This is a genomic window from Pseudomonas sp. EMN2, assembly GCF_009650555.1.
GTDB classification, from domain to species: Bacteria; Pseudomonadota; Gammaproteobacteria; order Pseudomonadales; family Pseudomonadaceae; genus Aquipseudomonas; species Aquipseudomonas sichuanensis.
This window is the reverse complement of record NZ_VZZR01000025.1, coordinates 12,434-31,647: the sequence shown is the minus strand read 5'-3', so window position 1 is coordinate 31,647 and position 19,214 is coordinate 12,434. Positions and strand designations below refer to the sequence as shown.

The window sequence follows — 19,214 nt, the reverse complement described above, 5'->3', positions numbered from 1 at the left end:
AATCTAAACCTGAGGTCGATTTCCTGCCCGCCTGTACGACTCTAAGTCACCACCGTGGCGCAACGCGCACATGGCCCACCCAGGTGAAAGGAGAGTACGCAAATGGCAGTCAAGCCCATCCCCGAAGGCCAGCACAGCATCACCCCCTACCTCGGCATCAAGGACGCCGCCAAGGCCATCGAGTTCTACAAGAAAGCCTTCGGCGCGGTCGAGATGTTCCGCCTTGAAGACCCCCAAGGCCGCGTCGGCCATGCCGAACTGAAAATCGGCGATTCCTCGCTGATGCTCGGCGACCCCTGCGACATGCCGAACACCCTCAAACCGAGCCAGACCATCGAACACCCGGCCGTCGGCCTGCACCTGTACGTCGAGGACTGCGACAAGGTCTACGCCCAGGCGATCGCCGCTGGCGCCAAGCCGTTGAGCGAGGTGAAGGACCAGTTCTATGGCGACCGCAGCGGCACGCTGAAAGATCCGTTCAACAACATGTGGTTCATCTCGACCCACAAGGAAGACCTGAGCGTCGAGGAAATCCGCGCCCGCGCGGCGAAAATGTTCGGCGGCAGTTGAGCTGCAAGCCTCAAGCTGCAAGCTTCAAGTTGAAACCCACGCGGCTTTGCTTGAAGCTTGCAGCTCGTAGCTTGGAGCTGCCCCTCAATGCGTATCATCGAAAAATCCGCCGCGCAGGTGCGCAGCCTGACCCCGGCCGAGGAAGAACTGTTGGTCGGCTTCGTCAACGGAACCCTCGCCGGCCCCCGCCTGCTGCAGGCCAACCAGTGGCTGATGAAGGTGCGCGGCGCCAATCAATGGCTGGCCTGCGACTGCCGCAAGGACGCCTTGCCGGTGCTCAACATCTCGTTGAACGGCAGCACCGGCACGCTGTTCCTGCGCAACAACCCCGACACCCCCGAGCACGCCCCCGGCTGCCCGTTCAGCAAGGATGAACGCGAAGCCGCCGAGCGCAGCGAGGAAATCAACCAACCTGCCGCCTGGTTGGCCCCGGATACGCCCTTGCGGCTGATCGGCGACTACCGCCGTACCGATGAGCGCGAAGCGAGCGCAACCAGCCCGCGCTCACCCGGCGAGCGCCGTGAACAGCAGCGCCTGCTGTCGCTGCTGCTGACCTGGATCGAGGCCAGCGGCCTGAACGTGTACGCCACCCACCTGAAGAAGGACCTCACCACCCAGTTCGCCGAGCTGCGTGGCGTGGCCGCTCGCTACCCGTTGCTGGAGCGGGTGCCGGCCAGCAACTACCTGGAAACCCGCCTGGACATGAAGCACATGATGATGCTCAAGGCCCGCCTGCGCGAGGCCACGGTGTTCGGCAACCACCGCCGCCATGGCCTGCTGCTCGACTGCGTGGACCAGATCAAGGGGCGCAAGGTGATCAATGCGCGCAGCGAGGACGGTTTCGACTTCCAGGGCCACCACCAGTACTGGGGTGGCAACCGCACCAGCGGCCCGCTGCTGGCCCTGGCGCTGTATTCGCCGGCCACCGCCGGCAGCCACTTCTACGAAATGATCCACGTGGCCAGCGTGCCGGTGCTGTCGCGCGCGCAGCTGTTCCCGGTGTACCGCGACGAAGAGCGCGAACCACTCAAGGCGCTGGTGTCGCTGATCGACTGGATGGCCGGCAAAGGCGTGAAGGTGCTGATGCGCCGCCCGGTGATCGGCGGCCAGGTAATGGACGAGCTGGTGCTCACCTCGGACCAGGACCGAGTGCTGTCGGTGTCGTTGCTGGAGCAGCCGGTCGGCCCGGAGCCGGATACCGAACATTTCAAGCGCTACGCCGACTTCAAGAGCCTGGAGACCTTCCGCAAGTACGTGGCCGGGTTCTTCATGCGCGAGCGCTGAAAGGCTCAATAGCAGCGCCCACCTCGATGTAGCGCCATGCCAACAAGGCGGACACTGGAGATAGACCAGGAGTAACTGGCCCGAAACAGATGTGGGAGCTGCGGTTCGCCGCTGCGACTTGCCAGCTCCCACAGTCTGTTTCGGGCGATGTAGTCCTGTGAAAGAGGTGGCGCCCGCCTTGGTGCATGTCTCAAGACCTGCGAAGCATCGCCAGAGCCCGCCCCGATTCCCCAAAGCTGGGGCCACCAGCCCACCTGGATCTTCCAATGTATAGATGGATAGACAGGCTGTAAGCCCCGCCGTCAACGGCCTGCAGAGCATTGTGGCAAACCTGGCACAACACTTGCCGACTCCTCCCCAGACGCCCCAACCCATGGGCCCGTTTGCAGGAGGAATCGACTCATGCACCGACCGACACCCCGTCCGCTGGCCATCGCGATCGTCGCTGGCCTGCTCCAGCTACCGGCCCAGGCTGCGTTGTATGCGGTCGACCCCGGTCCCTACCCGACAGCCCCCAACGGCGGCTTTCCCGCCTGGTATCAGGACAGTCATGGCCGCACCCTCGACCTGTGCCTGACCAAGGCCGTGAGTTCAAGGGTCGCCGGCGCCCCCGGCGCGCCGTCATACATGTGCACGCTGTTGCCCACCCCCGGCGTGTTCGATGACACCCAACCCATCGTGTTCCCCAGCAACTTCCCCGACGAAGCGTTCTGGTTCACCGGCGAAACCTCACTCGTCGACGCCGCACGCGGCATCGACCTGACCTACGTCTCGGCAATCGAAGCGGCCTTCGCCGCCGAAGAGCCGGTGGCAGGCGATCAGGTCAGTTTCGCCCGCGTGCGCATCCGCGTCGATGTCCCGGCGGCAGGCACCTACGTCATTACCCACCCCTACGGTGTGGACGTGTTCGACGTACCCGCCGCAGGGCGTCGGGCAATCAACATGACCCGCGATATCGGCATCGCCGGCGCGGGTGACTTCACCGGCGCGCTCAAGGGCGACCTCGGGCCCTTCCTGCGCAGCGTGAACGGCCCCTACACCGAGACCAACCCTACGACCGGCGCCAGTGAACGCTTCATCGGCGACCCCAACTTGAACGAGCGTGTAACCGGCAGCCCATTCAACACCAACTACGTGCGCATCGAGGGCCCCAACGGCCTCGACATCCGCACCGATCTGTTCGCCGTGTCCGGCAAGCTGTCCACGGTCAACCGCCCTACCCCAGTGATTCCCCAACGCAGCACCTATTCACGGCATACCGAGAACGGTGACCTGCGCGCCCAGCAGGATGTGTTCGTCATGGCCCCGCCGGCGCCGGCCACCGTCAACCTGAGCAGCCAGAACCCGGCCCTGGCCTTGAGCGAAGCCAACGGTACTGGCGCCTGGTATGCCCAGTCGCCCCTCAATCCGACCTTGCCCCTCACCCTGCAGGTCACCGCCGACAACAGCCTGGCCATCGCTACCAGCACCCCAACGACCGTGTCGATGCCCTTGACCGACCTGGTGGTGATCAGCCGCGCCGAATACAGCCTGTCCAGCGGCCAGCTGACCCTGGTGGCCAGCAGCAGCGACGAGACCAGCCCGCCGGCCCTCACCGCGCACACCGGCAATGGTGCGCTGATCGGCAACCTGAGCGGCAGCGGCGCGGTGAAATCCATGACCACCGGGCTCACTCCGATACCGCCGGCCAGGGTGCAGGTCAGCAGCTCCCATGGCGGCAGCGACAGCGAAGACGTGGTGCTGGTGCCATGAACAGACTTCCAGGAGGCAGCATGAATACTTGGTCACGCCGGGCGCTGTGCGCCGCCGGTTTCAGCCTCAGCGTGAGCAGCGCGGCCTGGGCCGTGCTGACCGAGGTCGACCCGGGCCCCTACACCTTCGCCACCGGGGGCTACCCCATGTGGTACAAGGACGCCACCAACCTGTCGCTGGAGCTGTGCCAGTCGCGTGCCACCAGTACCCGCTTCCCCGGTGGGCCAGGCGCCCCGGCCTACATGTGCACCCTGTTGCCAGAGCCGGGTGTCTATGACGACACCTTGCCGCTGGTGTTCCCCGACAACTGGCCGCCGGAGATGTTCTGGTTCCTGGCCGAGACCGACATCCCCGCAGTGGGCAACAGTGGCTACGAGCTGGAAGTCTATGTGGCCGGCATAGAGGCGGCCTTCGCCGCCGAGAACCCGGTCGATGGCGACCAGCAGAGTTTTGCCCGCATCCGCATCCGCGCCTCCATCCCGCAAGCAGGCACCTACACCATCACCCACCCCTACGGCGTGGAAACCGTCACCGTCGCCGCCAACCAGGTGGGCCGCCGTGCGGTCAACATCACCCGCGATATCGGCATCGGTGCCCCGGGCAACTTCAGTGGTGCGCTCAATGGCAATATCGGGCCGTTCCTGCGCGGTGTCGGCGGTCCGTACACCGAAGTCAATCCGGACACCGGCGCTACCGAAACCTTCGTCGGCGACCCCAACACCACCGAGGCGGTGACCGGCAGCCCGAACAATACCAACTTCGTGCGCATCCAAGGCCCCGCGGGCACGATCCAGACCAACGTCTTCACGGTCTCCGGCAAGGTCCTCGACCAACGCGCCCAGACCCCGGTCACCCTCGAGCGCGCCACCTACTCGCGCACCGGCGTCGGCACCCGCGTCGAGGTCTTTGCCAAAGCCCCGAACACCGCCAGCGTGTGCATGCGCAATGGCCTGGCGCTGGTCGGCACGCCACCCTCGCCCTGCCAGTTCAACCTGCTGCCAGACAACAACGGCCTGTTCTTCATCCAGCAGTTGAGCCAAACCGCGCCACCGCCGGTGGTGGTGGTCACCGCCAGCAGCAGCGGCGGCGCCACCAAGCCAACGGCCGTGTCGAGCAAGCTCAGCGATGTGGTACGGGTCACCAACGCCCGCTACGACTGGGTCACCAAGCGCCTGCTGGTCGAGGCCCGCTCCAGCGACGAGGTGGCAGTGCCTGACCTGGTGGTGCAGGGCTACGGGCGCATGTCCAAGGCCGGCGTCCTGCAAAGCCTGACGGTCAACGACCTGACCCAGCCACCCGCCAGCATCACCGTCAAGTCCGCCCATGGCGGCAGCGATGTCGAGCCGGTGGTGGTGGTCGGCAACGCGCCGATCTCGGCCGGCAACCAACCGCCACTGGCCCAGGCCGACAGCGGCAGCACCAGTGTCGGGGTTCCTGTGACCCTCAACCTGCTGGCCAACGACAGTGACCCGGACGGCAACCTGCCATTGACCATCAGTGACCTCACCCAGCCCGGCACCGGCCTGGGCGGCGTGGTGATGAACGGCACCACCGCCGTCACCTATACCCCACCGACCGGCGCCACCAGCCCATTGGTGGCGACCTTCAGCTACCGCGCCATGGATGCCAAGGGGCTGAAGTCGGAACCGGCCACGGTGACCGTCAACGTCGCGCCCAACCGGGCTCCGACGGCAGTGGCCGACAGCGTCGCCACCCTGGGCGTACCCCTGACCATCAACGCCCTGGCCAACGACACCGATCCGGAGGGCAACCTGCCGCTGACCATCGCCAGCGTCACCCAGCCGACCCCGGCCGGGCGCGGCACGGTGAGCACCGACGGCAACGTGATCACCTACACCCCACCGGCCACGGTCACTGCCGCGTTCAGCACCACCTTCACCTACATCGCGCGTGACTCTATCGGCGCCCTGTCCACTCCCGGCACGGTCACCGTGCAGGTGTCGCCACGCCCACCCCAGGAGACCTTCGCGGTCACTGCGGCCACCGTCACCGCGCGCTCCAACAACCGTTACAACTGGGACATCAGCGGTACCTCCTCGGTGACTACCGGCAACACCATCACCGTGCGGGTGACCACCACCACCGGCGTGCAGACCTTGGGCACCACCACCGTGCCGGTCACCGGCCGCTGGCGCCTGGCCGTCAGCAACAGCACCACGGCGGTCCCGACCGCGGCGCCAACGGCAACCGTGACCAGCAGCCAGGGCACCACGCGCACCGTCAACGTGGTGGTGCAGTAAGCCGAAGGAGTGCGCCATGAAACGCCTGTCCCCGCTGCTGCTGTGCCTGGCCCTGAGTGGCCAGGCCTGGGCCGACGACCTGATGGACAACGCCGACCTCGCAGCCGGCAACGACCTGGGCGAGCCGCTGGTGCTGCGGCTGCTGCCCAGCGCTGCCGGCCAGGTGGCGGTGATCGAGCAACAGGGCAACGGCAACCGCGCCGCCCTCGACCAGAACGGTGTGGCCCTGCTGGGCCAGATCGTCCAGGCCGGGGGCGCGCAGGAGGCGTACATCCTGCAGCAAGGCAGCGACCTGATGGCCTCGATCAACCAGCAGGGCTACGGCAACAACGCGTCGATCCGCCAGAACGGCAGCGGCAACACGGCTGCCATCGAGCAGATCGGCAACCACAACAACGCCACCATCGAGCAGAGCGGCACGGGGCTGAACAGCGCCGTGACCCAGGCCGGCAATGGCCAGCAAGTGCACATCACCCAATACCGTTAACGCCATCGATACAGCAGGAGGCTTCACCATGTACAAGCTCGCCCCTCTGAGCGCCGCCATTGTCCTGGCGCTGGCCGGCCAGGCCATGGCCGACGACAGCACTTCGACCCAGAACCAACAGGGCAACAAGAACATCGCCGAAGTGAAACAGACCCAGGCCTCGTACGCCTCGGCCAGCCAGAGCCAGACCGGCCGCGACCACAACCACATGGCCGTGCAGGACAACAGCACCAGCGATATCCAGCAGATCGCCACCGGCTCGCTCAACGCCGGCTACGCCGAGCAGTTGTTCGAGAACGGCAGCCAGATCACCCAGCTGTCCGGCGGCACCCTCAACGACGCCTTCGCCAGCCAGTCGGTGGGCGAGAACAACCAGGCCCTGCAGATGCAGGAAGGCACCGGCAACCGCTCGGTGATCTGGCAGGACACCCAACTCGGCAGCCAGGCCACCACCCAGCAATCGGGGCAGCGCAACGACGCCACCATCGAGCAGCTGTTCGGCGGCAGCAACAACCGCAGCCTGATCAACCAGAGCGGCAACGACAACCAGGCTGCCGCCGAGCACCTCACCCACCAGGACGGCGACATCGCCATCTACCAGCAGGGCCGGGAAAACTGGGCCTACGGTGACCAGCGCAACGGCTATGGCGGCACCATCGGCATCGACCAGTACGGCACCGGCAACTCCGTGGAGGTGTGGCAGGACAATCAGACCGCCAGCCAGGCCAGCGTCTACCAGACCGGCCAGCTCAACGAAGGCTACATCGACCAGAGTTTCGGCGAGGGCAACAGTGCCACCCTGAGCCAGAACGGCCGCGCCAACGCCAGCTGGTCGGACCAGTTCGAGACCAACCAGTCGGTGACCAGCATTTCGCAGACCGGCAACAACAACCTGCACTTCACCTACCAGACCGGTGACAACCACAGCCTGACCATCACTACCCAGGGCAACGGCAACAAGATCCTGGCCAGCAACTGGAAGGGCGAGAAATCCGGTGGGCAGTTCGGCACCGACCAGCGCGCCGAGATCAGCCAGGTGGGCAACCAGAACAGCGTCAACCTCAACCAGAACGATACCGGCCAGTACGCCAGGCTGAGCCAGAACGGCAACCGCAACACCATGGAAACCAAACAGGCCGATACCAACAACGAGCTGTATTTCGAGCAGAACGGCAGCGACAACCTGCTGATTGCCGACCAGCGTGGCACCGCCAACTATGCCGAGGGTATCTCCGCCGGTAACGGCGGCATGGTCAACATCGACCAGTCCGGCAGCGGCAACCAGAGCTACACCTACCAGCTGTACGGCAGCGGCAACCAGGCCACCATCAAGCAGACCGACATTGCCAACGTCGCCTACGTGACCCAGGGCGGCAACGCCAACCAGGCCTTCGTCGACCAGGCCGGTGCCAGCCAGACCGCCAGCATCACCCAGTTCGGCAACACCAACACGGCTACCGTCACCCAGCACTGACCCGCTCCCCCCTTTGAACCGCGGTGTCCGCTCTCCCTGGCGCCGCGGTTCCTTTTTCCCTCACCTGGCAACAGCGCTAAACTGGCCGCCTGACCCTTTCTCGGCCGCCGCCTGATGATCCAGTCCGACCTCGACCTGTTCGGCCCCCAGCCACAGCGCCTGGCCAGCCATACCGTGCTGCTGCCTGGCTTCGCCCTGGGCGAGATCGAAGCCCTGCTCGATGCCTTGCGCCCGGTGCTGCGCGCCGCGCCCTGGCGGCACATGCACACCCCCGGCGGCCAGCGCATGGCGGTGGCGCTGAGCAACTGCGGGGAGCTGGGCTGGGTCAGCGATGAGCGCGGCTACCGCTACAGCCCGCTCGACCCCTTGAGCGGCCAGCCCTGGCCGGCCCTGCCGCCAGTACTACTGGAGCTGGCCGGTCGCGCTGCCGCACAGGCCGGGTTCGAAGGTTTCGTGCCGGACGCCTGCCTGATCAACCACTACCTGCCCGGCACCCGGCTGAGCCTGCACCAGGACCGCGACGAGCGCGACTTCGGTCAGCCGATCGTGTCGGTTTCGCTGGGGCTGCCGGCGGTGTTCCTGTTCGGCGGGCTGCAACGCGCCGATCGCACCCGGCGGATCGCGCTGAACCACGGTGACGTGCTGGTCTGGGGCGGTGAGGACCGCCTGCGCTTTCACGGCGTGCTGCCGGTCAAGCCCGGTGTGCATCCACGGCTGGGGGAGCGGCGCATCAACCTGACCTTGCGCAAAGCGGGCTGAGAGGACTTTAGCGGCCCACGCTGGTCAAAGCCCGACGACCGTCTTTACTTGCTGTAACACCCACCCACAACGGTGTGCGCCTATGAAGATCGTGGTCACCAGCATCCTCGTCGACGACCAGGCCAAGGCCTTGGCGTTCTACCACTACGTGCTCGGCTTCGAGCCCAAACATGATGTGCCCATGGGCAAGCATCGCTGGCTCACCCTCACCTCCCCCAACGATCCCAATGGCGTCGAGCTGCTGCTCGAACCCGATGCCCATCCGGCAGCCAAGACCTACAAGACCGCGCTGAAGCAGGATGGCATCCCGGCCACCTCGTTCGCCGTGCGCGATATCCAGGGCGAATACACCCGGCTGTGCAAGGCCGGCGTGCAGTTCACCCAGCCACCCACGGATGTGGGGCCGGTCACCGTGGCGGTATTCGACGATACCTGCGGCAACCTCATCCAGATCGCGCAACGTCACTGACCTCGACGCTGTCGGGCAACGCCGCGGTGGCGTTGCCCTTGCCCGCTCCGCTACATTGCTCGATCCCGCTCAGCGCAGCCACAACAAGGAAAAACCATGCGCTACGAATTCAGCGAGGTCCTCAACGACCTGGTCGATTATTTCCTGCTCGGCGACATTCAACTGCTGGAGCACTTCAAGCACGAACACGATCTGCCCGACGATCTGGCGCGCGCCTTCACCACCGGAGACAGTGGCGACCTGGCGGTGCAGGAGGGGGTAATCCTGCCTTTGGCTGGTATCGACAATCTGCCTTACCGCATCCTGTTCACCCTCGACGGGGGCACCCCGGCCCTGCTCGAACCGGGCAGCCGCCTCAAGCACCGCCGTAGCGGCCATGTGCTGCGGGTGGAAAACCGCGCACTGATGCTGTTCACCTGGCGCGTGCTGCAGCATTTCACCAACAAGACCCTGGGCGACCTGCTGGCCCGCTACCAGGAGCCAGGGCGGCCGATCATCGAGCTGGACAATGGCTTGTACGAGGTGGAGGTACTGGCGGGGGCGCTGGTGCGCGACGGGCTGTACGAGCCGGCGTTCGAATTCGTCTTGAAGAAAACCTACAGCCACGCCGGCAACGCCGAGGTCGATACCGGCTATCGCTACAGCCTGCGCGGGTATTTCGACTGAGTGGACGCCATCGCGGGGCAAGTCGCAGCGGCGCACCGCCGCTCCCACGTATTGTGTACTTCGTGGGAGCGGCGGTGCGCCGCTGCGACTTGCCCCGCGATAGCCATGCTCAGCCGGTATGGGTGATATCCCGGTCCTTGGTTTCCGGCAGGAAGAAGGTGCCCAGCACCGCCGTCATCACCGCGACCACGATCGGGTACCAGAGCCCGTAGTAGATATCTCCGGTGGCCGCCACCATGGCGAAGGCCACGGTCGGCAGGAAACCGCCGAACCAGCCATTGCCGATGTGGTACGGCAGCGACATCGAGGTGTAGCGGATGTGCGCCGGGAACAGCTCCACCAGCCAGGCGGCGATCGGCCCGTAGACCATGGTCACGTAGATCACCAGGATGGTCAGTAGCAGCAACACCATCGGGTAGTGGATCTTCGCAGGGTCGGCTTTTTCCGGGTAACCAGCCTCTTTCAGCGCCGTGCCCAGGGTGCCGGTGAAGGCGTCGTTCTGCGCCTTGAAGTCCGCCGCCGCCAGGCTGCGACCATCGAAGCTGGGCAACACCCGCTCGCCAATGCGCACCTGGGCCACGCTGCCGGGCTCGGCGGCCTGGTTTTCGTAGGGGATGGCACGCTTGGCCAACAGGCTCTTGGCGATGTCGCACGAGCTGGTGAAGCGGGCCTTGCCTACCGGGTCGAACTGGAACGAACACTGCGCAGGGTCGGCGACCACCACCACCGGGTTCTGCTCTTGGGCCACGAACACATCCGGATTGCCGTACTCGGTCAGGCCCTTGAAGATCGGGAAGTAGGTCAATGCAGCCAGGATGCAGCCCGCCATGATGATCGGCTTGCGGCCGATGCGGTCGGACAGGCTGCCAAACAGAATGAAGAACGGCGTGCCGATCAGCAGCGACCCTGCAATCAGCAAGTTGGCGGTCTGCGGGTCGATCTTGAGCATCTGCAACAGGAAGAACAGCGCGTAGAACTGCCCGGTGTACCACACCACCGCCTGCCCGGCGGTGCCGCCGAGCAGCGACATGATCACCACCTTGAGGTTGTCCCAACGGGCGAACGACTCGGTCAGCGGCGCCTTGCTCGCCTTGCCCTCGGCCTTGATCTTGAGGAACACCGGCGATTCGTTGAGCTGCAGGCGGATGTACACCGATATCGCCAGCAGCAGGATCGACAACAGGAACGGCACCCGCCAGCCCCAGTCCTCGAACACCTCGCTGCCCATGAGGGTGCGGCAGCTGAGGATCACCAGCAGCGACAGGAACAGCCCGAGGGTGGCGGTGGTCTGGATCCACGCAGTGAAGAAGCCGCGCCGTCCTTTCGGTGCATGTTCCGCCACGTAGGTGGCCGCACCGCCGTATTCACCGCCCAGCGCCAGCCCCTGCAGCAGGCGCAGGGTGATCAGGATGATCGGCGCCGCCACGCCGATGGTGGCGTAGTTGGGCAGCAAGCCCACGATCGCGGTAGACAGCCCCATGATCACGATGGTGATGAGGAAAGTGTGCTTGCGTCCGATCATGTCCCCCAGGCGGCCAAACACGATCGCGCCGAACGGCCGCACGGCAAAGCCGGCTGCGAATGCCAGCAAGGCGAAGATGAACGCGGTGGTTTCGTTTACCCCGGCAAAGAAGTGCTTGGCGATGATCGCCGCCAGAGAGCCGTAAAGGTAGAAGTCGTACCATTCGAACACGGTGCCCAGGGAAGAGGCGAAGATGACCTTGCGCTCCTCCCGGGTGATGCCACGTTGGGGCGCGCTACTGCCCGTGGATGCGCTGCTGTCGAGGACCGCCATGGGTCGCCTCCGTGAAGATCAGGTAGGCCAGGTTGCTCAACAGGTTGTCACACGCGCACCCGGGCCTCAGGGCTTACAGGTTGCGGCGAAGCACGACGAGGCACTGCCCCGGATCGCGGCAAGGTAATCAGAAGCATAATCGGCTTTGCCGGGATATCCATTCGCCTGCATGACGCGTAGCTGATCGGCCATGCAGACGGATAAGCATGACGCTTGGCCGGCGATGCTCAGCCGAGAAAACGCAGCATTTCTTCGAGCACCCGATCGGCCTGCTCACGATGGGGCACATGCCCGCAATCGGCCAGCACGCGCATTCGGCTCGGGCCGCCTGCCAGGCGTGTGAAGCGTTCGGGGTGGGCCAGGCTGCCGAACTCGTCGTTGTCACCGTGCAAGCTGAGCAGCGGGCAACGTAGCTGCGCGAGCAGGCCGTCTAGGTGCCAGTCGGCGAAATCGGCCGACAGCCAGTTATCGACCCAGGCCCGCAGCACCCATTCGGCCTTGTCGCCGTGGTAACGCGCCAGGCGTTCGAGCTGCCCTGGCTCGGCGAACTGGCGATCGGCGGCGCGGATACCTTCGAGGGTTCGGGCTTCAACGAAGGCCTGGGCCGATTCGGTCACCAGCCCCCGGCAATGCTCGGCGAAGGCTGCCGCACAGCCGACCGCCATGCCACCGCCAACGCTGTGGCCGAAGACGATGAAGTCATCGATGGCCAGCTGCCCGCGCAGCGCAGCAAAACCCTCATGCGCCTCGGCCTCGACGAAGCCCCGGCGCAACTGACCGGGGTGCGCGGCGGAACGCCCGAAGCCCAGCCGGTCATAGGCGATCACCCGCTGCCTGGTGGCCTGCGCCAGCTGCGCGGGGAAATCGCGCCAGAGCGCCACGCAGCCCAGCGAGTCATGCAGCAGCACAATGGGTACGCCCTGCGCATTCACCGGCAACCAGCTTTCGGCATGGAGTGTGCCCACAGGCGTGTCGATCGAATGTTGCGTGTGAGTGATGTTCGTCATCGTCCAGGCGCCTGGCTATTCAGCGAAGCTGTGCATGCTAAGCCAGGTCACCGCGTGGCGCGAGGGCGAAATTGGCTGAACGCCGGGCCGTTCAGGCCGACGCGGCCACGCTCGAGCCCTTGAGCTCCACCCGGTTGCCGTCGGGGTCGAAGCAGTACAGCGACAACCCTTCGCCTTCGGCGCCATAACGTTTTTCGGCCGGTTCCACACGCACCCCTGCCCCTTGCAGGTAATCGCTGAGCGCCTGTTCGTCGAAGGGCTCGACCCGCAGGCACAGGTGGTCCAGATTGTGCCCTTGACGGCCAGGGGCCGGGCCGCCCTTGAGGCCCAGTGGGCCATCGACCGCCACCAGGTCGATCATGCTGCTGCCGGCGGCCAGGTGGATCATCCCCAGCGACTCGCGCTCACGGCTGACCGGGCAGCCGAGCACGTCGCGGTAGAAGGCCAGGCTGCGCGGCAAGTCGCTGACACGCAGCACGATGTGATCGATATGCAGGATGCGCGAAGGCAACATGGCGTTACTCCATGAACGGGCGTCTGTGCACCTTAGCAGGGGCAGCGCTCATTCGTTGACCAAGCGCAGCAATCCGCCTTTTTCGTGCCGCGCCAGGGTACGCAGGATCTGCTGCGCCAGCGCCCGGCCCTGCGCCTGCAGATGGAAGTGGTGCCCACCAGGATGCCAGGTCACTCGCGTCTGCCCAGGCAGCGCCGCCTGGCGCCGGGCAAAATCATCACCCGCGAAAGCGCCTTGCTGCCCCAGCAGCAGATACAACGGGCAACGGATCTGCTGCAACAGCTCGCAGGCCTCGCGCTCGGTCAGCGGCATCGGCTCGGGCAGGTCCAGGCGCGGGTCGTGGCGCCAGCAATAGCCGTCGCCCACCTGCAACAGGTCGCGCAGTGCCAGCAGCCGCGCGGCATCGGCCGGCAAATCGCAGGCGAAGCGTTTACGGCACTGGCCAAGGGCTTGCTCAAGGTTGTCGAAACACAACGCCTCGGGTTCGGCAAAACCCTGCTGGCGGCTGCGCAGCAGCATGCGCTTGAGGCGAAAAGCGCGGGCCATGTGTTCGACCCGATCGCCCTCGGCCACGGTGAACGGAACGCCCATGCCATCGAGGAACTGCAGGCTGGCAATAGCGCTGGTCAACGCCGCGAGGATCGAGGCGACACCCGTGCCCATGCCGTGGGCAAGGACGTGAAAGCGCGACCAGCCAAGACGTTCGACCACCGCCAACATGTCCTCGGCGTGCTCCCACAGGTAATAGCCACTGTCGTCGCGGCGGTGGTCGCTGCGGCCGTGGCCGACCAGATCGGGCGCCACTACGAAACACCCCTCCAGCAAGGGTGCCAGGCGCTCGAACGAGGCGGCGTTGTCCAGCCAGCCATGTAGCGCCAGCACGGGAATGCCGCCTTCCGGGCCCCAGGTGCGCACGGCGATCTCGATGCCGTTGAGGTCGAGCAAATGGTCTTTTGCAGTCGTCGATACAGCCATCACTTCACTCCATGGCAGGGCCCAGTGGGCCGGCTCCTTCGACACCGCAGGGTGCCGACACCCCACCATCGCCCACGTGGCCCTGGCAGGCTGGCCCGTTACCGACTGTGACGTGCGCGTCACCGACCGCACATTCCCTGCTGCGACACCCTGGCGCCGGCAACTATGTACCGCAGCCACGGCGCGCAGCCGATGTTCGATGGCGGCTCCGCTAACTGCCAGGCAACACACATGGAAAACGCCACCCCGTACCATCAGAACCAGATCCAGCGCCGTATTCCGGCCTGGGCCAAACAATTGCACCCCCGTCACCTGGACCGGGTGCTGCAAAGTGCTCACAACGAGCATGTCGATGAAGACGGAACACCGACCGGGTGGTTCGCCAAAGCCTCGGCGCTACACCAGCAATTGCTGCGCGACGCCATCAAGGTGCGCACAGCCACGCGCAAAACCCTGGGCCAGGCACTGATTGAGCTGCGATCGCTGCCGCAGTTCTGCGAACCCCTGCTGCAACAGCAACTGGCCATCGACGTACCGGTCACCCAGGCGCAGTACTGCTTCCAACCCTTCGTCACCTACCTCAGCGGCTCGCTTGAAACCGTGCAGGGCCTGGAATCACTGGGTTTGGGCGGGGGTGCCTATGAGCCGCAATGGATCAGCGAACCGGTTGGCGCCAGCGAGTCGCGCAGCCTGCTGGAAGCGGCCATGCACAACTTCGAGGGTCTGTCCGAGGTCGGCCCATTCAGCACCCTGCAGGTCAACGCCAACGACGCCAGCACCCTGCCCGGCCTGAGCATGGCCCGCTTCGTCAGCAGCTGCCGCGCCCTGGACCTGGGCGAACGCTATCAAGCGCACCTGGACAACATCTTCAATGGCCAGCACAAGGTTCAGGTGCAGGACGCCTGGATTCAAGCACATCGGGCGATGCTCACGGTGAAGGCCGTCATCGCCTTGATTCGGGGCGAACTCTCAAGCCTTGGCTACCAGGCACTGCGGCACTTCTGCATCGATGGCGCGACACCGCGCTATGGCAGTCAACCCGTGACCCTGCGCAACCTGACGGTGCTCGGCAAGAAGGTGCATGGCGTGCTGCTGCTCGGCCCTGCCGGCTCAGACGCCGAAATCGTCGCCTACCTGCCCTTCGATGATCGAAGGCCGATGCAGGAGTTCGCCAACCTGCAGCAACTGCAGACCTATCTGGCCGGGCAACTGCTGGACGCGCAATACTGCCAGCGCTTCGTCGAGCATGTCGCGCACAGCGACCAGAAGAAGATGAGTGAACAACTGATTGAACAGCTCTACGAAGACGACACCGAGTTCCACGGCGTGGGCGGCCTGATCCCGCTGGAGCCGCTCTGGCCCGCTGCCGGTTACTCACTGCAGGGGAAAGGGCCCAGGGCCTCACCTGACCTTGGCATCCGGCAGCGGCAAGTCGATTTGCCGTACTGGAACAGCCTTTACGACAACCATGTCGCCTTTCTCAAGGACAATGCCAGGGCGATCGCCGTGCCCACCGCCGACGTGAACGCCATGCTGCGCAAGGAGCGCTTGGCATTCTGGGAAGAAGCCGGCTTGAACCTGCTCAACGTCGCCGCCATGCTGGTACCGGGGCTCGATGCCGTGATGCTGCTGGTGTTCGCCGCGCAGGTGCTGGACAACGTCTACCTCGCGTACGAGGCCTGGTCGGAGGGCGATTACGCCGAGGCAGTGGCGCAGCTCAAGGCACTGGCGCTGACCGCCGGCAGCATTATGGTCATTGGCGCGGCCGCCAAGGTGGTCAAGGCATCGGGCTTCGTCGACTGGCTGGAGCGCGTGGCATTCGGTGGCGAGGAACTGCTGTGGCACCCGCAAATCACGCCTTACCACAGCCAGGTAGAGCTTTCCCCCAACCTCGAACCGGACGCAGAAGGCATCTATGAGGTAGACGATCGGCATTACGTCCGCCTCGATGGCAAGACTTGCGAAGTCCACAAGAACGCTGCCGGCGCCTGGGAACTGGTGCACGCAAGCGACCAACAAGGTTACCGCCCAGTCCTTCACGGCAACGGTAAAGGTGCCTGGCGTCTGCCTCACGAACAGCTCAGAGGCTGGGGCCGGACCAGACTGCTACGGCGCATGGGCCCGGTCACCGAGGGGCAAAGTGATGCCGACCTGGCCGCAGCGTTCGACAGTACAGGGCTGGAACAAGGTGTACTGGAGCCGGTACTTGCCGATGGCGAACCGGTACCGACGCAGTTGGATGATGCCCTGCTGCGCCTGAACAAGGACATGCAAGTCACCGACATCATCGCGCGTACCCGCAATGGCCGCCCGCTGGCCGCCTACAAGAGTTTCGCCATCACCGCCCTGGGCGAGCTGCCCGGCTGGCCCGAAGACGTGGTGCTCAAGGTGTTCGAAGGCCCCGAAGCCTGGGGTGGGTTCAGTCTCTACGGCCGCGAACATCCAGGTGACCAAGTGATCGAGCTGACCCGCAACGACCTGGACAACGGAGACTTGGCAGACCGGGTGCTCGAACAACTCGACGAAGCCAGGATCACCCGCCTGCTACCCGCGGGTACCGCCATGGAGCAACGCCAGCAAGCCCTGCAGGACCTGCTGGCCGATCACTTGAGCAGCAGACGCTCGTCGCTGTTCGACAGCCTCTACAAAAGCCAACAACCGCCGTTGAGCCCTGCCGCCCGGGCACTGGCCAGGCAATTCCCCGCCGTGCCCGACAATGCGCTGGAGGAAATCGTCGGCGCTACCAGCCAAGCCGAGCGCACCCGCTTGCTGAATGGGCGCGTACCCTTGCGGGTGGCCCAGGAGGCACGCGCGATGCAGGCCAATGTGCGGCTGGGCCGGGCGCTCCTCGGCCTGTACCGGCCAAGCCTCGCCAACGCCGACACCCATCTGATTCGCGACAGCCTGCTGGCCCTGCACCCCGACTGGACCGAGCCACAGCTGTACCAGGCTGCCATCGCCGATCGCGCCCAGGCCGCTCGCCTGATCGGTCAACAGCCTGTGCGCCGGGGGTTGCGCTCGCCCATGCGCCTGAGCGATGGGCGCTATGGCTATCCGCTGAGCCCGGGCGTGTTTGCCTCCCGGGAGGAGCGCGAGCTGCATACGTTGTTCCCTGGCATGAACGATCAGGAACGCAGGCAATTGCTGGCCACCTTGCGCGCACGCGGCAACGTCACTGAACAGATCCAGGCCTATCGCACGGAGCTTGGCATCCTGCGCGATGGCCTGGACGACTGGATCACGCAGCAAGCGCCACACCACCAGCGACACGCCAACCAGGTAGCCAGCACGCTGATCAGAACCTGGCATCGGCTGGAGGGTGACTCGTTGAGGCTGGCCAACCTGGAACTGGACAGCTTGCCGCCACTGAGCACGCGCTTCGACCATGTCAGGACATTGTTTCTGGACAACCTCGACGTGCCGACGATTCCTGCCGACTACCTGCAGTCGTTTCCGTCGCTGCGGCGCGTGCGCGTCATCAGCAGCCCTGCCCTGGGAATAGACTCGCTGTTCGAGGCGCTGCACCACACGCCTGCGCTCGTGGAGCTGAGTATCGAAAGCAGCGGCCTGAGGCAGTTGCCGGCACAGGCTCATCAGGCCCTGCCAACACTGACCCAGCTGCGCTTCCTGGCCCTGCGTCGCAACGAGCTGGCCTTGACCGACGAAGACTTTGTGCGGCTGAGCGCAAGTCCCCAGCTACGATTCCTGGACCTGTACCAGAACCGGATCGAAATGACGCCAGGGATGGCAGCGCGCTTCGGCACCCTGACCGAGCTGCGCGAGCTGAACCTCGGCAACAATCCACTGGGTATCAGCCCAAACTTGCGCAACCTGCGCTGCCTGAGCGCCCTGAGCCTGGAAAACTGCGAGCTGGTCCACTGGCCCGAGGGGCTGCAGACGTTGATGGGCCGCACGAACCATGCCTTGCGCCAGGTCGAGCTGAGCCGTAATCAGATCGAGCATGTCCCTGATCTCGACATCCTGTTGGAGACGCCCTTCGTCGAAGCCCTGCTCACGGGTAGAGGCAGCGAGCGCTGGCGCTTCAACTACAACCCGCTCGATGAAGTCACCCGCCGGCAACTGCGCGCGGCAGGCGTGGTGGTAGCGCGCCCTGTCGTTGAGGCGCCGCTCTTGCCGGGAGAGCGGCCGCGTAATTGGCTACAGCCGACCGACCAGGCACAGCGCACCACCTGGGACAGCCTGTTCGCCGACGATGCCAACCCTAGCCTGCGCGAGGCCGTGGAGCAGGCCGGGCTGTCCAGCGCGGCGCACGCCAATGCCCACGCAATGACCCGACAGATCTGGCGCCTGCTGTTGGACGCCGCGGCAGACAGCGAACTGTGCGCTCGCCTCAACGAGGTGGCGGCCCTGTTTCCCGTCAGTTGCGGCGATGCCGGGGCCGACGTGCTGAGCAGCTTGCAGATCGAGGCGCGGGTCTGGCGCATGACCGCCGGCCAACCTCAGGCGACCCATGAATTGTTCACCTACTTTCAAAGCCTGTATCGGCGCGACCAGGTCAACGCGCTGGCCCAGGAGCTCTACAGCGCGCGCCTGCACCGCCGCACGGGCCTGCTGGCAAGGCAACGCTGGGAATCGCTGCCAGCGACGCAGCGCGGTCTGCAGCCCAGTGTCAGTACGTTGCACCGCTTCGACTGGATCCCCGACAACCTGCTGCTGGAAAACCAAGGGCTGGACTTGATCGAAATGCGCCTGGCCCTGCGCACCAACCTGGCCGAAGAACTCGATTACACCGAGCCGCAAATGCAGATGCTCTACCGCGACGCCGCTCACATTGTCGGCCCGACGGAGGATGCCGTGTTGCAGGAGGTACTCACTCGCAACAACGATTTACCGGCAAGGCGTCAGTGGGTCTCGCGCCAGCCGAGCTGGAGGCGCGTGCTGCGGGCGCAATTCCCGGCGCGGTTCGAGGCGTTGAGGTCGCGCTGGGATGTGGGCATCGACTTCCTGGAATGGTGCAATGATGGCAGCCCGATGGAGGGAACCTTGGAGACACCGGTGATCGACGCCCTGACCTCTGCATTGGGCGCGAGCCCGTTGGACGAGCATGGCCAGGCATTACGCCTGGCAATCAACGGCGACCAGTACGTCTCTGGCATGAACCGCATGGCCCAGGGCCTGGAGGATGACGAAGACAGCCTGAGCCTGGAACTGACCAAGCCCCTGGACAGCGACGACTGACC

General features: G+C 65.3%; 14 protein-coding genes. 10 read left to right on the top strand and 4 right to left on the bottom strand.

From position 1 onward, the window contains the following. Positions 1-102: 102 nt before the first annotated feature. From F6X61_RS09095 to F6X61_RS09055, 9 genes are all read left to right on the top strand, one after another. Positions 103-570 carry a VOC family protein gene (locus F6X61_RS09095; protein WP_153786327.1) on the top strand — a complete coding sequence of 156 codons (468 nt, stop codon included), beginning with the start codon at positions 103-105 and terminating at the stop codon, positions 568-570. Between the two features lie 87 nt (positions 571-657). Continuing rightward, positions 658-1,854, top strand: a complete 1,197-nt coding sequence (locus F6X61_RS09090; protein WP_153786326.1) for a hypothetical protein — start codon at positions 658-660, stop codon at positions 1,852-1,854. Positions 1,855-2,256: 402 nt separating this feature from the next. Then, positions 2,257-3,606, top strand: a complete 1,350-nt coding sequence (locus F6X61_RS09085; protein ID WP_153786325.1) for a hypothetical protein — start codon at positions 2,257-2,259, stop codon at positions 3,604-3,606. A gap of 20 nt (positions 3,607-3,626) precedes the next feature. Beyond that, positions 3,627-5,867, top strand: coding sequence for an Ig-like domain-containing protein (locus tag F6X61_RS09080; protein ID WP_153786324.1), 2,241 nt, complete (start codon positions 3,627-3,629; stop codon positions 5,865-5,867). A 16-nt stretch (positions 5,868-5,883) separates the two neighbouring features. Further along, a complete protein-coding gene (locus F6X61_RS09075; RefSeq protein WP_153786323.1) occupies positions 5,884-6,354 on the top strand; it encodes a curlin in 471 nt (156 codons plus the stop codon). A 28-nt stretch (positions 6,355-6,382) separates the two neighbouring features. After that, positions 6,383-7,828, top strand: coding sequence for a curlin (locus F6X61_RS09070; protein ID WP_153786322.1), 1,446 nt, complete (start codon positions 6,383-6,385; stop codon positions 7,826-7,828). Between the two features lie 114 nt (positions 7,829-7,942). Then, entirely contained in the window at positions 7,943-8,587 is a 645-nt protein-coding gene (gene alkB / locus F6X61_RS09065) for a DNA oxidative demethylase AlkB (protein WP_153786321.1), read from the top strand. Positions 8,588-8,669: 82 nt separating this feature from the next. After that, positions 8,670-9,056 (top strand): VOC family protein, encoded by a 387-nt coding sequence (locus tag F6X61_RS09060; RefSeq protein WP_153786320.1) that lies wholly within the window; start codon positions 8,670-8,672, stop codon positions 9,054-9,056. Between the two features lie 96 nt (positions 9,057-9,152). Beyond that, complete coding sequence (locus tag F6X61_RS09055; RefSeq protein WP_153786319.1) at positions 9,153-9,722, top strand: hypothetical protein; 570 nt, start codon at positions 9,153-9,155, stop codon at positions 9,720-9,722. 109 nt (positions 9,723-9,831) lie between these two features. Here the strand turns inward: F6X61_RS09055 and F6X61_RS09050 are convergent, their stop codons facing one another. From F6X61_RS09050 to F6X61_RS09035, 4 genes are all read right to left on the bottom strand, one after another. Further along, positions 9,832-11,517: an MFS transporter gene (locus F6X61_RS09050; protein WP_153786318.1), complete on the bottom strand. Its 1,686-nt coding sequence runs from the start codon at positions 11,515-11,517 to the stop codon at positions 9,832-9,834. Between the two features lie 227 nt (positions 11,518-11,744). Continuing rightward, on the bottom strand, positions 11,745-12,524 hold the full coding sequence (locus F6X61_RS09045) for an alpha/beta fold hydrolase (protein ID WP_153786317.1): 780 nt from the start codon (positions 12,522-12,524) through the stop codon (positions 11,745-11,747). Between the two features lie 91 nt (positions 12,525-12,615). Then, on the bottom strand, positions 12,616-13,038 hold the full coding sequence (locus F6X61_RS09040) for a VOC family protein (RefSeq protein ID WP_153786316.1): 423 nt from the start codon (positions 13,036-13,038) through the stop codon (positions 12,616-12,618). 48 nt (positions 13,039-13,086) lie between these two features. After that, positions 13,087-14,013 (bottom strand): alpha/beta fold hydrolase, encoded by a 927-nt coding sequence (locus tag F6X61_RS09035; RefSeq protein ID WP_153786315.1) that lies wholly within the window; start codon positions 14,011-14,013, stop codon positions 13,087-13,089. A 231-nt stretch (positions 14,014-14,244) separates the two neighbouring features. Here F6X61_RS09035 and F6X61_RS09030 point away from each other — a divergent pair, with 231 nt between their 5' ends. After that, on the top strand, positions 14,245-19,212 hold the full coding sequence (locus tag F6X61_RS09030; RefSeq protein ID WP_178125793.1) for a dermonecrotic toxin domain-containing protein: 4,968 nt from the start codon (positions 14,245-14,247) through the stop codon (positions 19,210-19,212). Positions 19,213-19,214 lie beyond the last annotated feature (2 nt).

Excerpts from the sequence above, each read along its gene's own strand:
- F6X61_RS09095 (WP_153786327.1), top strand. The coding sequence starts at position 103 with ATGGCAGTCAAGCCCATCCCCGAAGGCCAGCACAGCATCACCCCCTAC.
- F6X61_RS09090 (WP_153786326.1), top strand. The coding sequence starts at position 658 with ATGCGTATCATCGAAAAATCCGCCGCGCAGGTGCGCAGCCTGACCCCG.
- F6X61_RS09085 (WP_153786325.1), top strand. The coding sequence starts at position 2,257 with ATGCACCGACCGACACCCCGTCCGCTGGCCATCGCGATCGTCGCTGGC.
- F6X61_RS09080 (WP_153786324.1), top strand. The coding sequence starts at position 3,627 with ATGAATACTTGGTCACGCCGGGCGCTGTGCGCCGCCGGTTTCAGCCTC.
- F6X61_RS09075 (WP_153786323.1), top strand. The coding sequence starts at position 5,884 with ATGAAACGCCTGTCCCCGCTGCTGCTGTGCCTGGCCCTGAGTGGCCAG.
- F6X61_RS09070 (WP_153786322.1), top strand. The coding sequence starts at position 6,383 with ATGTACAAGCTCGCCCCTCTGAGCGCCGCCATTGTCCTGGCGCTGGCC.
- alkB (WP_153786321.1), top strand. The coding sequence starts at position 7,943 with ATGATCCAGTCCGACCTCGACCTGTTCGGCCCCCAGCCACAGCGCCTG.
- F6X61_RS09060 (WP_153786320.1), top strand. The coding sequence starts at position 8,670 with ATGAAGATCGTGGTCACCAGCATCCTCGTCGACGACCAGGCCAAGGCC.
- F6X61_RS09055 (WP_153786319.1), top strand. The coding sequence starts at position 9,153 with ATGCGCTACGAATTCAGCGAGGTCCTCAACGACCTGGTCGATTATTTC.
- F6X61_RS09050 (WP_153786318.1), bottom strand. The coding sequence starts at position 11,517 with ATGGCGGTCCTCGACAGCAGCGCATCCACGGGCAGTAGCGCGCCCCAA.
- F6X61_RS09045 (WP_153786317.1), bottom strand. The coding sequence starts at position 12,524 with ATGACGAACATCACTCACACGCAACATTCGATCGACACGCCTGTGGGC.
- F6X61_RS09040 (WP_153786316.1), bottom strand. The coding sequence starts at position 13,038 with ATGTTGCCTTCGCGCATCCTGCATATCGATCACATCGTGCTGCGTGTC.
- F6X61_RS09035 (WP_153786315.1), bottom strand. The coding sequence starts at position 14,013 with ATGGCTGTATCGACGACTGCAAAAGACCATTTGCTCGACCTCAACGGC.
- F6X61_RS09030 (WP_178125793.1), top strand. The coding sequence starts at position 14,245 with ATGGAAAACGCCACCCCGTACCATCAGAACCAGATCCAGCGCCGTATT.